Consider the following 14019-nt stretch of genomic DNA (forward strand, 5'->3'; position numbering starts at 1 on the left):
GGCATGTCCGTCCGGTTACCAGTGCGTGCTCGATATTCGCCCATCAGGTCGGGAACTTTGCCCGTCACCTGGTGCGGCTGGCCCGTATTCGACGGGTCGGCGTCGCGTGGGTGCCCGACTTCCATGCGCGGTCCGTGGGGCCTTGGTGCGTTAAAGGGAAGATCCTCCCGGATATCCCTGGTCTCGCGGGCCGTTACGTTCTTTGTACTCCTGCCGCAGATTAAGCGGAAGCCCTGCCTGCAGATCTTTACTTTTAACTTCAAATACGGGCATAGGCCGCGCGGCGGCGGCTCGTGTACCAGACGAGACCGGCTGTCGCGGCCGCCGCGCCCACCGCCGCCGCGACGGCGAGGTACGGACGCGGCGGCATGGACAGGGAGGGCACTCGCTGCTTCAGCCGGACCGGACGGTTGAAGGCGAGCACCGGCCAGCCGCGGGCTACGGCTTCGCGGCGAAGCCCCTTGTCCGGGTTGACGGCATGCGGATGGCCGACGGCTTCGAGCATCGGGACATCGGTCACGGAGTCGCTGTACGCGTAGCAGCGCGCCAGGTCGTAGCCCTCGCTCGCGGCCAGCTCGGCGACGGCTTCCGCCTTGGTCGGCCCGTAGCAGTAGTACGCGATCTCGCCCGTGAAGCGGCCGTCCTCGACCACCATGCGGGTAGCCACCACACGGTCGGCGCCGAGCAGCTCGCCGATCGGCTCGACCACCTCTGCGCCCGAGGTGCTGACGATCACCACATCGCGTCCTGCGGTGTGGTGCTCCTCGATGAGGGAGGCCGCTTCGTCGTGGATGATCGGGTCGATCAGCTCGTGCAGGGTCTCGGCCACTATCTCCCGCACCTGCTGGACGTTCCAGCCGCGGCACAGGTCGGAGAGGTACTGGCGCATCCGCTCCGTCTGATCGTGGTCGGCACCGCCGATGAGATAGACGAACTGCGTATAAGCAGTGCGCAGTACGGCCCTGCGGTTGATCAGGCCGCCTTGGTAGAAGGACTTGCTGAAGGTCAGCGTGCTCGACTTAGCAATGACGGTCTTGTCGAGGTCGAAGAAGGCGGCTGTGCGCGGCAAGGAGTGGTTTTCCACGAGGGTGAGCATAGGGGCCCGCCATTCGGCGTAAGCTCTGGCGCGTGGGTTTGCCTGAGAAGGCTCTCGGGTACACCATGGAAGTCACGGATCGTTCGCGACCGTGCTAACCCGGTCCGGCTCCTCCCCCCCCGAGTCGGCCGTGGGGACGACCCCCGCTCTCCCCCCCGGCGGGGGTCGTCGCATGTCCGGACGCATTTTCGCCGTCCCTCACTGACCTTGCCGCCCTTCCGCGCTCTGCGTGCTCGTCGTCGGCGATCACCCTGACATGTCACGCAGCGTAATCGCCAGGCTGCGCAGGGGGAGTCACCGGGACAGGTGAGCGGGTTATTCACAACCAACGAGTTGTCCACAGTATTTGACCAAGATCCCCACGATTTCACGGATCACTGCACGGTGATTCCCCGCGGTGTTCGCGGAGTGAGAGTGCGACGTGAGAGGGGACGGGGACCGTGACGGGAACCACCACATCCGATGGGCGGCAGGCCGCGGGCGGACAGCCGGGCCGACCGCTGATCGTCACGGAGGACGAGGGACTGCTCGACGACCTGCTGCGCCTGTGCGCGGCGGCGGGTGCGGAGCCGGAGGTCGCGCCGGGGCTGCCGGCGGAGCGGGGGCGCTGGGAGCGGGCGCCGCTCGTCCTCGTCGGGGACGACGCGGCGCACCGCCTGCGGGGCGCGGTGCGCAGAGAAGGGGTGCTGCTCATCGGCCGGGACCTCGACGACCACGAGATCTGGCGGCAGGCGGTGGGCATCGGTGCGGACCATGTGCTGCATCTCCCCGATGCCGAGACATGGCTCGTGGACCGGATCGCCGACGCGGCGGAGGGCGTCGGCCGACAGGCCCTGACCGTCGGGGTGATCGGGGGGCGCGGTGGGGCAGGTGCGAGCACGCTGGCCTGCGCACTCGCCCTGAGCGCGGCCCGCTCGGGCCGGCGCACGATGCTCATCGACGGAGACCCGCTGGGAGGCGGTCTCGATGTACTGCTGGGCGGGGAGGCGGCGGAGGGACTGCGGTGGCCCGCATTCGCCGAATCACGCGGTCGAGTAGGTGGCGGGGCGCTGGAGGAATCGCTCCCTGAACTGCACTCGCTCCGCGTCCTGAGCTGGGACCGCGGAGATGCGGTCGTCGTTCCGGCTGAGGCGATGCGCGCGGTGCTGTCCGCCGCTCGGCGGCGCGGGGGTGTCGTGGTCGTCGATCTGCCGCGCCGGATTGACGACGGTGTGGCTGAAGCCCTCGCCCAACTCGATGTCGGGCTCATCGTGGTGCCCGCCGAACTGCGGGCTGTTGCGTCGGCTCACAGGGTGGCGTCATCGGTGGGCCTGGTGGTGCGGGATCTTCGGGTGGTGGTGCGCGGACCGTGCGGTTCCGGACTCGATGACGAGGAGATCGCGCGGCTGCTCGACCTGCCTCTTGCGGGTGAACTAGCTGCGGAGCCAAGTCTGTTGGGCGCTTTCGGCGCGGGTGCTCCGCCCGGGAGCAGTCTGCGGGGGCCGCTGGCGAAGTTCTGTGCGCGGTTCTGGTCGCAGGCTTTGCCGGACGCGGCAGCCGCCTCGGCCGGGGCGGGCGACCACTCCCGGGCCGGTAAGAGGGTCTCCACCGGCGCGGCCCGTGGGCTTGACGGGGGTGTGACGGGATGAGCGTCTTGAGCCCCGCAGCGCCCGCCCTGTCGCCGCAGTTGGTGGACGCCGTCCGGGTGCGGCTCGCAGAGAGCGGCGACGAACCGACCCCGGCACGCGTAGCCGCCGTATTACGGGAGCAGGGGCGGCTGTTGGGCGACGCCGAGGTGCTCGGTGTGGTCGCGCGGCTGCGGTCCGAACTCGTCGGCAGCGGTCCCCTGGAGCCGCTGCTCGCAGCGCCGGACGTCACCGATGTCCTGGTCACCGCACCGGATCAGGTGTGGGTGGACCGTGGACTCGGACTGGAGCGCACGGACGTGCGCTTCCCCGATGCCGGTGCCGTACGCAGGCTGGCGCAGCGCCTCGCCGCCGTCGCGGGGCGGCGGTTGGACGACGCCCGCCCATGGGTGGACGCCCGGCTGCCGGATGGGACGCGGCTGCACGCGGTGCTCCCGCCGGTGGCCGTCGGTTCGACGTGCCTGTCCTTGCGGGTGGTGCGGCCACGAGCGTTCGGCCTGGCGGAGCTGGTCGCCGCCGGCACCGTGCCGCCAGGAGGCGAGCGGCTGCTCGCGGCGATGCTGGACGCACGCTTGTCGTTTCTCATCAGCGGCGGCACGGGCTCCGGCAAGACCACGCTCCTCAGCACGCTGCTGGGTCTCGTCGGCCCGGAGGAGCGCATCGTTCTGGCAGAGGACTCCGCGGAGTTGAGGCCCGACCATCCGCATGTGGTGCGGCTCGAGGCACGCCCCGCCAACCAGGAGGGCACCGGCCGTGTCACCTTGCGGGACCTGGTGCGGCAGGCGCTGCGTATGCGGCCGGACCGGCTGGTGGTCGGCGAAGTCCGAGGGCCCGAGGTTCTGGATCTACTAATGGCGCTCAACACCGGCCACGAGGGCGGATGCGGGACCGTGCACGCAAATGCCGCCGCGGACGTACCGGCGCGGCTCGAGGCCCTCGGCTCGACGGCCGGGCTGGACCGGGCGGCGCTGCACAGCCAGTTGGCGGCGGCGCTCTCGGCGGTGATCCATCTCGTACGGGACCGGGCGGGGCGACGACGTATCGCCGAGGTGCATGTGCTCGAGCGGGACGGAGCCGGGTTCGTCAGAACCGTCCCCGCGGTGTCGTGGAGTGCCGGCGGGTTCCTGCGAGCGCAGGGATGGGCACGGCTGGAAGGCCTGTGCGCGCGGGGCGGAGGTGCGTTGTGACGGGTGGCAGCGGATTGACGGGCGGCGGATTAGGAGTTGGGGCCGCTCCTGCGTACGCGGCGGCACTGTGCGCGGGCCTGGCCGTCTGGGTGCTGTCCGGACGCGACCGGGGCCTGCGCAGGGCACGCCTGCTGTTCGCCGAACCCACCGGGCACGCCATGGGCACCGGACGGAACGCGCGTACGTCCCTGTGGAAAGGGGCAGTTGCTCGCTTTTCGGTGAGATTGACGGCCTGGTGGGGCGGGCGGATCGGGCGCGAGGTGTGGTGTCTTCCCGCGGGGGTGGCTGTCGCGCTTCTCGGTGAGTCCCCGCTGCCACTGCCGGCCGCGGTGGCGGCACTGCCGCTGGTCCGGCGGTGGCTGCACGGCAGGGAGCGCCGGCGGTCCCGTGAGCGGACGGCGACCGGGGTGATCGAGCTGTGCGGCGTGGTGGCGGGCGAGTTGAGAGCCGGACAGCAGCCGAACGCGGCGTTGTACGAGGCGATGGTCGGCCAGAACGGTGGGGCGGAAGTGTCGCTGAGAGCGGCGGCCCGTTTCGGAGGGGACGTGTCGGAGGCGCTGCGGAAGGCGGCCCGGCGGCCAGGGGCGGAGGGACTGCTCGGAGTCGCGGCCTGCTGGCAGGTCGCGGCGGACGGGGGAGCCGGACTGGCGACCGGTCTCGAGCGGGTGGCCGCGGCGCTCCGCGCGGAGCGTGAGCAGCGCGAAGAGTTGCACGCTCAGCTCGCCGGTACGAGATCCACGGCGGCGCTGCTGGCCACGTTGCCGCTCTTCGGGCTTCTGATGGGCAGCGCCCTGGGTGCCGAGCCGTTGCGCGTACTGCTCCACACCCCGGCCGGCTGGTTCTGCCTGGCACTTGGCCTCCTCCTCGAAGGCGCCGGGCTCATCTGGACGGCACACATCGTGCGGTCCGCTGCCGGTGCCGGTGCCGGTGCCGGTGCCGAGCGAGCGGGGGCGACATGAGCGGCGTTGTCCACAGCCTGGGGGCAATGGCGGCCGCCGTCGCGGCAGCTGCCTGCCTGTCCGCGGCGATATGCGGAATGCACCGGGAGCGGCTCTCCCGTCGGCGGCTGATGGCTCTCTTGGACAGGCGAGAACAGCCTTCGGGGATCGGAGCGGTCGTCCGGGGCCGACTCAACCGGTTGAGTCGTGGACATGTGGCGGGCCTGAGGGACAGATGGCCGCCAGTGGCCGCAGGCGTCACGGTCTACGTCCTGGTGGGTGGAGTGCCCGGATGCCTCATCGGGCTGGCAGCGGCCTTCGGCATACGGAAGTGGTGGCGCGCCCGCCCCAGTCGCACCGGTTCGAACGATGCCGCCGTGGTGCGGGAGCAACTTCCCTTGGCCGCAGACCTGTTGGTGGCCTGCATGGCCGCCGGGGCCGGACCGCGAGAATCCGCTGCCGCGGTGGGGGCATCGATCGGTGGCCCCGTCGGGGAACAGCTCGCGCATGCTGCGGCCGAGCTGCGGCTCGGTGGTGAACCGGCCGCCGTCTGGGGGAGGTTGGGCGAGCTTCCCGGTGCACGGGGACTGGCGCGCTGCCTGGAGCGGTCCATGGCTGCGGGAGTGCCGGCCGTGGAGCCGGTGAGCCGACTGGCCGCCGACTGCCGGGCCGAGCAGTCGCGAGCGGCCACGGCGAGGGCACGCCGCGCGGCGGTTCTTGCCACCGCGCCGCTGGGCCTGTGCTTCCTCCCCGCCTTTCTGACCGTCGGGGTCGCACCCGTTCTCCTCGGACTCACGAGCGGACTGCTGAGCGGCGGCTGACGGCCGGTCGGCCGCTGGTGAGACGACGGGCTCTCGGAAGCCACGACGTAGAAGCAAGAGCGATGACAAGCAGGACGACATATGGGGGTTGGGATGTTCGCGAAGATCGGTGCCTGGGTGCGGAGCCGCTACGGGGTTCGGCGGGAGGCCGGGATGACCACGGCCGAGTACGCGGTGGGCACGGTCGCGGCCTGTGGGTTCGCCGCCGTTCTCTACAAGGTGGTGACGAGCGGCACGGTGTCCTCCGCGTTGGAGTCGGTGATCGGGAAGGCCCTCGATGCGCAGTTCTAGCCGCCTGGGGCGGCGGGACCGGTGCGACGCGGGCTATGTCACGGCGGAGGCGGCCGTGGTGCTGCCGACCTTGGCTCTGTTCGCCGTCGTACTGCTCTGGGGGCTGATGGCCGCCGCGTCCCAGATTCACTGCGTGGACGCCGCTCGGGCGGGCGCGCGAGCGGCAGCCCGGTCGGAGCCGCGGGCGGCCACGCTGGCGGCAGCCCGGTCGGCCGCGCCACGCGGGGCGGAGGTGTCCGTCACGCGCGAGGACGATCTCGTCCGCGTACGGGTCGAGGCGGCCACGGCGGGGCCCGGGCCCCTGCGGGTCCGGCTGCACGCCGAGGCCGCCGCCCTCGCCGAGGACGTGGGGGAGGAGAACTGATGAGACGGCTGAGGCATGTGGGACGTCTCCGTGTCGGCGAGCGCACCGAGAGACTCGCGGCCCGGGTCGGTATCACGGGACCGGGCACGACTGCGGGACGGTTCAGCCGTGCCGCGGACCGGGGTGTCGCGACCGTCTGGACGGCGGTGCTGGCCTCCGCGCTCTGCGCGGTGTTCGCAGTCATGCTCAGCCTTGGCCAGGTCGTGGTGGTGCGTCATCGCGCGGGCGGGGCAGCCGACTTGGCAGCCCTATCGGCCGCTGACCACGCCCTGGAGGGCCAGTCGCCGGCGTGTGCCGAGGCGAAGCGTGTGGCGGCGGCTCAAGGCGCCAGGGTGGTGCGCTGTGCGGTGACCGGTGAGATCGCCGACCTCACCGCTGAGGCGCGGTCGGGCCCGTTCAGGTCGCGTATTCGCGCGCGAGCGGGTCCTGCCGCGCCGGACGTCGGCCCCGACGCAGCGGACGGGCGTGGGACGGCCGGAGGCCGGGATCCGCCCGATGGAAGGGCGCCTGAGCGGGCTGTGCGACAACGTCGAGGGTGATCGACCGGGCGGGTGCCAACGTCGGGCCCTGGGCAGTCCGGTCGGTGAGGGCACCGCGTCGTAACCGGCAGTCCGTAACCGGTGGTTCGGGACCGGCAGTCTGTAACCGGTGGTTCGGGACCGGCAGTCTGTAACCGGTGGTTCGGGGCCAGCAGCTCGGGACGGGGCGTTCGGGACCGGTGGTTCGGACCGGCCTGCCCGGAACCGGCCTGCCCGGAACCGGCCGCCATGGGCCGATGTTCGGGACCACTGGTTCGGAACCCGGAGTTGGGGGCGGGAGGTTGGGACGGGTCGTCCGTCCCGGCAGCTCGGGAGCGGCGACGCCGGACGGCAGTCCGTACTGCTATCCGGGCGGTGGCCTCACGCGGGACGTCACAGGGAACATCCTCGGGTTCTTCGGGATCTTCCGCTGAGCCCTGGTCCCTATCTCGAGACCCGCAGTTGGGGGCAGGAGGTTGGGGCCGGTGGGTTCGGATCCCGCAATTGGGGCCCGCAGTCCCGGTCGGGGTGGGCGTGCGGGGAGATCACTGCGGTTTCGTTTTGCCGTTGCCGTTGCCGTTGCCGTTGCCGTTGCCGTTGCCGTTGCCGTTGTCGTCCGCCTTCAGCCCCTCACCGTCCTCGGCATCATGCATCCCCGGGGGCGCCTCCGCGAGGAGTGTGGTGAGCAGACGGACGGCGGCGCGCTTGTGGAGCGGGTCGTTGCCATTGCCGCACTTCGGGGACTGGATGCAGGACGGGCAGCCGGCCTCGCATTCGCATGAGGCGATGGCCTCGCGGGTGGCGCGGAGCCAGCGTTGTGCGGTGTGGAAGGCACGCTCGGCGAAGCCCGCACCTCCAGGGTGCCCGTCGTACACGAAGACCGTGGGCAGCAGGGTGTCCGGGTGCAGCGGGACGGAGACGCCGCCGATGTCCCAGCGGTCGCAGGTGGCGAAGAGCGGAAGGATGCCGATGGAGGCGTGTTCGGCGGCATGCAGGGCGCCGCCGAGCTGTTCAGGGCCCACCCGCGCGGTGTCGAGCTGGTCCTCGGTGACGGTCCACCACACCGCGCGGGTGCGCAGTGTCCGTGGCGGGAGGTCGAGCTTCGTCTCGCCCAGAACCTCACCTGTGATCAGTTTCCGGCGGAGGAAGGAGACGACCTGATTGGTGACCTCGACCGAGCCGAAGCACAGGCGTGAGTCACCCCACGGGATCTCCGTCGTGGTCTCCAGGATGGAGATGGCGGTGGTGTCGCGGGCAGTGGTGGAGTACGGCGGGTTCGCCTCCTCGACCAGGGCCACCGAGTCCTCGAGGTCGAGGCTCTTCACCAGGTAGGTGCGGCCTTGGTGCAGGTGGACCGCGCCGTCGTGGACCGCGGAGTGGGCGGCGGACGCGTCCACGGTGCCCAGCAGGCGGCCGGTGGCCGCCTCGACGACCTGGACGGGCGTGCCGCCAGCGCCGCGGATGTCGGTGAGGTCGGTGGCACGCTCGCGGCGCGGCCAGTGCCAGGCGGTGGCCCCGCCGGAGGTGCGGCGGCGCAGCAGCTTGCGCTGCTCCAGCTGCGGAACCAGATCAGGGGCCTCCGGCCCGAAGAGTTCGAGGTCGGCCTCGGTGAGCGGGAGCTCGGCGGCGGCCGCGCACAGATGGGGGGCGAGGACGTACGGGTTGTCGGGATCGAGCACGGTGGTCTCCACCGGCCGGCGGAAGAGCGCGTCCGGGTGGTGCACGAGGTAGGTGTCCAGCGGGTCGTCGCGGGCCACCAGCACGGCGAGGGCCCCCTGGCCCGAGCGGCCCGCCCTGCCCGCCTGCTGCCACAGGGACGCCCGCGTGCCCGGATACCCGGCGAGGAGTACGGCGTCGAGCCCGGAGACGTCCACGCCCAGCTCCAGGGCCGTGGTGGCGGCAAGGCCCAGCAACTCGCCCGAGTGCAGAGCCCGCTCCAGGGCTCGGCGTTCGGCGGGCAGGTAGCCGCCGCGGTAGGCCGCGACACGGGCGGGCAGCGAGCGGTCGACGGCGGCCAGCCGTTCCTGGGCGATCAGGGCGACCAACTCCGCGCCGCGCCGCGAGCGTACGAAGGCCACTGAGCGGACGCCCTGGACGGCCAGGTCCGTGAGCAGGTCCGCGGACTCGGCCGTGGCGGTGCGCCGCACAGGGGCGCCCTGCTCGCCGTGAAGCTCGGTCAGGGGTGGTTCCCAGAGGGCGAAGACCACCTCGCCGCGGGGGGAGGCGTCGTCGGTGATCTCGGCGACCGGGAGTCCGGTGAGGCGGGTCGCGGCGCGGGCGGGGTCCGCGGATGTGGCGGAGGCGAGGAGGAAGACGGGGTCCGAGCCGTAGCGGGCGCAGAGCCGCCGCAGCCTGCGCAGCACCTGGGCGACGTGCGAGCCGAAGACTCCCCGGTAGGTGTGGCACTCGTCGATCACGACATAGCGCAGGGCGCGCAGGAAGGAGGACCAGCGGGGGTGGGCGGGGAGGATGCCGCGGTGGAGCATGTCGGGGTTGGTGAGCACGTAGTTCGCGTACTGGCGCACCCACTCGCGCTCCTCGACCGGTGTGTCCCCGTCGTACACCGCGGGTCGCACACCGCTGCCGAGCGGGGCGGACAGCTCGGAGACCGCCCGCCGCTGGTCGGCGGCGAGTGCCTTGGTCGGCGCGAGATAGAGGGCGGTCGTCCCGCGTCCGTTGGCGGCCTCGGAGCCGTCCAGGAGGGCGCTGAGGACCGGCGTCAGATAGGCGAGGGACTTGCCCGAGGCGGTCCCGGTGGCGACCACGACGGATTCTCCGCGCAGCGCGTGTTCGACCGTACGCGCCTGGTGCTCCCAGGGCTGTCCGATTCCGGCGCGCCCGATGGCCTCCGTGACTTCCTTGCGGATCTCCGTGGGCCAGTCCGCATGACGGCCCGCACGCGGGGGCAAGTGCTCCGTATGAGTGATGCGCGCAGCCCGATCGGCCCCAGCGGTAAGCCGGTCCAGGACCGAGCGCGGGGATGGGCGCAGGCCCGCGCCGTGCGGGAGTTGAATGTCGGCCATCGGCAACGAGTGTGTCACTGGCGTGACGGACAATGGTCTCAAGGCGTCGTGCACGCCTGCTCGTAAGTGATTGAATGCCATCGCGGCTGCCGATCCATGGGGGGCGACCGCTCGATGCAAGCTGCTGGAGGATCCGTGGACCTGTCCCTGTCGACCCGGACCGTTGGCGACCGCACGGTCGTCGAGGTCGGTGGCGAGATTGATGTATACACCGCGCCCAAGCTGCGCGAGCAGCTTGTCGAGCTCGTCAACGACGGTAGTTACCACCTCGTCGTCGACATGGAGGGCGTCGACTTCCTCGACTCCACCGGGCTCGGCGTGCTGGTCGGCGGACTGAAGCGGGTGCGTGCCCATGAGGGCTCGCTCCGCCTGGTCTGCAACCAGGAGCGCATTCTCAAGATCTTCCGTATCACCGGTCTGACCAAGGTGTTCCCCATCCACACCTCGGTCGACGACGCCGTCGCCGCCACCGACTGACGACGTCACCGCACGGAAGTCACCGGGGGGCTCCGGGCTCTGCCCGGCCCCCCTCGAGAAGTAAGCCCGCACGATCGAGGGGGATGGCATGGCCACCGTTGAGCTGCTGTTCAGCGCTCTGCCGGAGCACGTCAGAACGGCACGCCTGGTGGCGGCCGCGGTCGCGCGCAGGGCTGGAGTCGACGAGGCCGTGCTGGACGAGGTGCGTCTGGCCGTCGGTGAGGCCTGTACACGGGCCGTGAGTCTTCACCAGAGCAACGCCCTGTCCGCCCCGGTCAAGGTCGTGCTGATCGAGGACGAGAAGAAGTTCTCCATCGAGGTGGGAGACGAGGCGCCGCATGCCATGAGCTCGGTGCCCGCCTCCCGCGACGGCGAGCCGCCCGCAGAGGACGGCACCGCCGAGGAGGAGGACGAGATGGGGCTCGCTGTCATCAGCGGCCTCGTCGACGATGTGGAAGTGACCGCCGGCGAAGTCGGCGGCCTCATTCGCATGAGCTGGCCGACGACGCCGGACTCGCTGCCGTAGCGGGACGGGGCCGGCCTCACGCCGTGAGGCCGGCCCCGATCTCGTCGTTGTGGCCCGACCAGGCACCCGCGAGCGGGAGCCTGGGCCGCGCCCAGCCCTGGCGCCAGCCTGCTCTCGGCGGACCCGACTGTGCACAACCCGCCAATCCGCGACAGCGCGCCGATTGGCGGGTTTGTCGTGTACGGGGCCGGACCATGACCCTGTGCCGCCATGAATTCGGCTGAGCAGCGGCCGCGAACCTCGGCGACCCGGCCGCCCCGTGCCGGCCGCGCAAGCGCCGCCGGCGACCACCGCTGCCCACCTCCGGCGCTGCCGTCACCCTCCATCAATCACTGCCGCGCGCTGCCCTCCGAAGGGCGCTGAACAGGGGACTCCTACCGAACAGAGATCCTTTTCCGGCGCTCTGTAGATCATTTTCCTTGCGTCAGCACGTTGATCACTTTCCTTCGTCCTGGTGAATTTATCGACGGCCGCTCATTTGATCTTCGCTGGTCCGTTCACCGGTCCCGGCGAATTCCCCTTGTCGCGCCCTTTTTTGATCAAGCCCCCCTCCCTAGAATCCGTCCACATCTTGAGCTCAGGACGCCTGAGCGTGGCGGCTGTTCTTGTCACAAGGAGTCGCAAGGACTGGCTGCGCGCGCCCATGTGCCAAACGTCAAGGAGGACGAATGGCGGGGCCCTTCACCCCTCTTCAGCAGGACCACACCTCTTCACTCGCAGCCGCCGTTCTGACCAGCGGAAATCGCCTGATTGTGCTGGTCATCGCGGCGGTGGCGATCGCGGCGATCGCCGTCGCCATGGTGCTGGTACGCCAGGTGCTCGCCGCGGGCGAGGGCACCGACAGCATGAAAAAGATCGCCGCGGCCGTCCAGGAAGGCGCGAATGCCTATCTGGCCCGGCAGCTGCGCACCCTCGCCATCTTCGCCGTGGTGGTGTTCTTCCTGCTCATGCTGCTTCCCGCGGACAACTGGACGCAGCGCGCAGGGCGTTCCGCGTTCTTCCTCATCGGCGCCGCCTTCTCCGCGGCGACCGGCTATATCGGCATGTGGCTGGCAGTCCGCAGCAATGTGCGCGTAGCGGCGGCCGCCCGTGAGGCGACGCCGGCAGAGGGTGAGCCGGCCAAGGACCTCACCGATGTGTCCCACAAGGCCATGAAGATCGCTTTCCGTACGGGCGGCGTCGTCGGCATGTTCACGGTGGGCCTCGGTCTCCTCGGTGCCTCCTGTGTCGTCCTGGTCTACGCCGCCGACGCGCCCAAGGTGCTCGAAGGCTTCGGTCTCGGCGCGGCGCTGATCGCGATGTTCATGCGTGTCGGCGGTGGCATCTTCACCAAGGCCGCGGACGTCGGTGCCGACCTCGTCGGCAAGGTCGAGCAGGGCATCCCCGAGGACGACCCGCGCAACGCCGCCACCATCGCGGACAACGTGGGCGACAACGTCGGTGACTGTGCCGGAATGGCGGCCGACCTCTTCGAGTCGTACGCCGTGACGCTCGTCGCCGCGCTGATCCTCGGCAAGGTCGCCTTCGGCGACTCCGGCCTCGCCTTCCCGCTGCTCGTTCCGGCGATCGGTGTGGTCACCGCGATGATCGGTATCTTCGCGGTCGCCCCGCGGCGCTCCGACCGTAGCGGCATGTCCGCGATCAACCGCGGTTTCTTCATCTCCGCGGTGATCTCCCTGGTGCTGGTGGCCGGTGCCGTCTACGCCTACCTCCCCTCGTCCTACGCGGACCTGAAGGGCGTCACCGACTCGGCCATCGCGGCCCACGACGGGGACCCCCGGATGCTGGCGCTCATCGCCGTCGCGATCGGCATCGTCCTGGCCGCGCTGATCCAGCAGCTCACGGGCTACTTCACCGAGACGACCCGGCGTCCCGTACGGGACGTCGGCAAGACCTCGCTGACCGGGCCCGCGACGGTCATCCTGTCCGGCATCTCCCTCGGTCTGGAGTCCGCCGTGTACTCGGCGGTGCTGATCGGACTCAGCGTGTACGGGGCGTTCCTGCTCGGCGGTACGTCGATCATGCTCGCGCTGTTCGCGGTCGCACTGGCGGGCACCGGCCTGCTGACCACCGTCGGCGTCATCGTCGCGATGGACACCTTCGGCCCGGTTTCCGACAACGCGCAGGGCATCGCCGAGATGTCCGGCGACGTCAAGGGCGCGGGAGCCCAGGTGCTCACCGACCTCGACGCGGTCGGCAACACCACCAAGGCGATCACCAAGGGCATTGCCATCGCGACGGCCGTCCTCGCCGCGGCCGCCCTCTTCGGTTCGTACCGGGACGCGATCGCCTCGGCGGTCGCGGACGTGGACGCCAAGGCCGGGGAGCTGGGCCTGAGCCTGGACATCTCACAGCCGAACAACCTCGTCGGACTCATCCTCGGCGCCGCCGTCGTCTTCCTCTTCTCGGGCCTGGCGATCAATGCGGTGTCGCGGTCGGCAGGAGCCGTGGTCTTCGAGGTCCGGCGGCAGTTCCGTGAGCACCCGGGGATCATGGACTACACCGAGAAGCCGGAGTACGGGCGCGTCGTCGACATCTGCACCAAGGACGCGCAGCGCGAGCTGGCCACCCCCGGCCTGCTCGCGGTCATGGCCCCGATCGTCGTGGGCTTCACCCTCGGTGTCGGAGCCCTCGGATCGTTCCTTGCGGGGGCCATCGGCACCGGTGTTCTCATGGCCGTCTTCCTCGCCAACTCGGGCGGCGCCTGGGACAACGCGAAGAAGCTGGTCGAGGACGGCCACCACGGCGGTAAGGGCAGCGAGGCCCACGCGGCGACCGTCATCGGCGACACCGTCGGCGACCCGTTCAAGGACACCGCGGGCCCCGCGATCAACCCGCTGCTGAAGGTCATGAACCTGGTGGCGCTGCTCATCGCCCCGGCGGTGGTGCAGTTCTCCTACGGGGACGACGCCAGCGCCGGGATTCGCGCCGTCGTGGCTGTGGTCTCGATCGCGATCGTCGTCGGAGCGGTCTACATCTCGAAGCGGCGCGGCATCGTCGTGAGTGATGAAGGCAACTCCGGCAAGGCCGAGAACCAGGCCAGTGACGCCACCGGTGATCCTGCCGTGGTTTCCAGCTGACCAGGGGTTTTCGGTCGGTTCGGCGGGCGGCTCGAGGGCCGTTCCGCCGGCGGGGCGGGTGCTGTGCCCAGGG

12 protein-coding genes are annotated in these 14019 nt (G+C 70.7%); 10 read left to right on the forward strand and 2 right to left on the reverse strand.

Going from position 1 to position 14019, the window contains the following annotated elements; translation table 11 throughout:
• Positions 1-259: 259 nt before the first annotated feature.
• Positions 260-1096 carry an HAD family hydrolase gene (locus tag ACGFNH_RS25420; protein ID WP_393657373.1) on the reverse strand — a complete coding sequence of 279 codons (837 nt, stop codon included), beginning with the start codon at positions 1094-1096 and terminating at the stop codon, positions 260-262.
• A 440-nt stretch (positions 1097-1536) separates the two neighbouring features.
• Between ACGFNH_RS25420 and ssd the strand changes: the two genes are divergently transcribed.
• From ssd to ACGFNH_RS25455, 7 genes are all read left to right on the forward strand, one after another.
• On the forward strand, positions 1537-2724 hold the full coding sequence (ssd, locus tag ACGFNH_RS25425; RefSeq protein ID WP_393657375.1) for a septum site-determining protein Ssd: 1188 nt from the start codon (positions 1537-1539) through the stop codon (positions 2722-2724).
• Positions 2721-3908, forward strand: coding sequence for a TadA family conjugal transfer-associated ATPase (locus ACGFNH_RS25430; RefSeq protein ID WP_393657377.1), 1188 nt, complete (start codon positions 2721-2723; stop codon positions 3906-3908). The genes ssd and ACGFNH_RS25430 overlap by 4 nt, the downstream gene beginning before the upstream one ends.
• Positions 3905-4867, forward strand: coding sequence for a type II secretion system F family protein (locus ACGFNH_RS25435; protein WP_393657379.1), 963 nt, complete (start codon positions 3905-3907; stop codon positions 4865-4867). The genes ACGFNH_RS25430 and ACGFNH_RS25435 overlap by 4 nt, the downstream gene beginning before the upstream one ends.
• A gap of 224 nt (positions 4868-5091) precedes the next feature.
• The gene (locus ACGFNH_RS25440; protein ID WP_393657381.1) at positions 5092-5667 is read left to right on the forward strand and encodes a type II secretion system F family protein; all 576 of its coding nucleotides are present in this window, start codon (positions 5092-5094) and stop codon (positions 5665-5667) included.
• A gap of 93 nt (positions 5668-5760) precedes the next feature.
• Positions 5761-5958 carry a DUF4244 domain-containing protein gene (locus ACGFNH_RS25445; RefSeq protein ID WP_393657383.1) on the forward strand — a complete coding sequence of 66 codons (198 nt, stop codon included), beginning with the start codon at positions 5761-5763 and terminating at the stop codon, positions 5956-5958.
• Positions 5945-6322, forward strand: a complete 378-nt coding sequence (locus tag ACGFNH_RS25450; RefSeq protein WP_393657385.1) for a TadE family type IV pilus minor pilin — start codon at positions 5945-5947, stop codon at positions 6320-6322. Before ACGFNH_RS25445 ends, ACGFNH_RS25450 begins: the two co-directional genes overlap by 14 nt.
• A complete protein-coding gene (locus tag ACGFNH_RS25455) occupies positions 6322-6861 on the forward strand; it encodes an Rv3654c family TadE-like protein (protein WP_393657387.1) in 540 nt (179 codons plus the stop codon). Before ACGFNH_RS25450 ends, ACGFNH_RS25455 begins: the two co-directional genes overlap by 1 nt.
• 524 nt (positions 6862-7385) lie before the next feature.
• Here the strand turns inward: ACGFNH_RS25455 and ACGFNH_RS25460 are convergent.
• Complete coding sequence (locus ACGFNH_RS25460; RefSeq protein WP_393657389.1) at positions 7386-9944, reverse strand: DEAD/DEAH box helicase; 2559 nt, start codon at positions 9942-9944, stop codon at positions 7386-7388.
• Between the two features lie 54 nt (positions 9945-9998).
• Here ACGFNH_RS25460 and bldG point away from each other — a divergent pair, with 54 nt between their 5' ends.
• The 3 genes from bldG (at position 9999) to ACGFNH_RS25475 (ending at position 13946) form a co-directional block, all read left to right on the forward strand.
• Complete coding sequence (gene bldG, locus ACGFNH_RS25465; RefSeq protein ID WP_055472740.1) at positions 9999-10340, forward strand: anti-sigma factor antagonist BldG; 342 nt, start codon at positions 9999-10001, stop codon at positions 10338-10340.
• Positions 10341-10428: 88 nt separating this feature from the next.
• Positions 10429-10866 (forward strand): ATP-binding protein, encoded by a 438-nt coding sequence (locus ACGFNH_RS25470; RefSeq protein ID WP_393657390.1) that lies wholly within the window; start codon positions 10429-10431, stop codon positions 10864-10866.
• 668 nt (positions 10867-11534) lie between these two features.
• Positions 11535-13946 carry a sodium-translocating pyrophosphatase gene (locus ACGFNH_RS25475; RefSeq protein WP_393657392.1) on the forward strand — a complete coding sequence of 804 codons (2412 nt, stop codon included), beginning with the start codon at positions 11535-11537 and terminating at the stop codon, positions 13944-13946.
• Positions 13947-14019 lie beyond the last annotated feature (73 nt).

The organism is Streptomyces sp. NPDC048639, assembly GCF_043199075.1.
In the GTDB taxonomy this organism is placed as follows: domain Bacteria; phylum Actinomycetota; class Actinomycetes; order Streptomycetales; family Streptomycetaceae; genus Streptomyces.

Bases quoted from the DNA above. Each gene is read 5' to 3' on its own strand.
- ACGFNH_RS25420 (WP_393657373.1), bottom strand. From the start codon at position 1,096: ATGCTCACCCTCGTGGAAAACCACTCCTTGCCGCGCACAGCCGCCTTC.
- ACGFNH_RS25430 (WP_393657377.1), top strand. From the start codon at position 2,721: ATGAGCGTCTTGAGCCCCGCAGCGCCCGCCCTGTCGCCGCAGTTGGTG.
- ACGFNH_RS25445 (WP_393657383.1), top strand. From the start codon at position 5,761: ATGTTCGCGAAGATCGGTGCCTGGGTGCGGAGCCGCTACGGGGTTCGG.
- ACGFNH_RS25450 (WP_393657385.1), top strand. From the start codon at position 5,945: ATGCGCAGTTCTAGCCGCCTGGGGCGGCGGGACCGGTGCGACGCGGGC.
- ACGFNH_RS25455 (WP_393657387.1), top strand. From the start codon at position 6,322: ATGAGACGGCTGAGGCATGTGGGACGTCTCCGTGTCGGCGAGCGCACC.
- ACGFNH_RS25460 (WP_393657389.1), bottom strand. From the start codon at position 9,944: ATGGCATTCAATCACTTACGAGCAGGCGTGCACGACGCCTTGAGACCA.
- ACGFNH_RS25470 (WP_393657390.1), top strand. From the start codon at position 10,429: ATGGCCACCGTTGAGCTGCTGTTCAGCGCTCTGCCGGAGCACGTCAGA.
- ACGFNH_RS25475 (WP_393657392.1), top strand. From the start codon at position 11,535: ATGGCGGGGCCCTTCACCCCTCTTCAGCAGGACCACACCTCTTCACTC.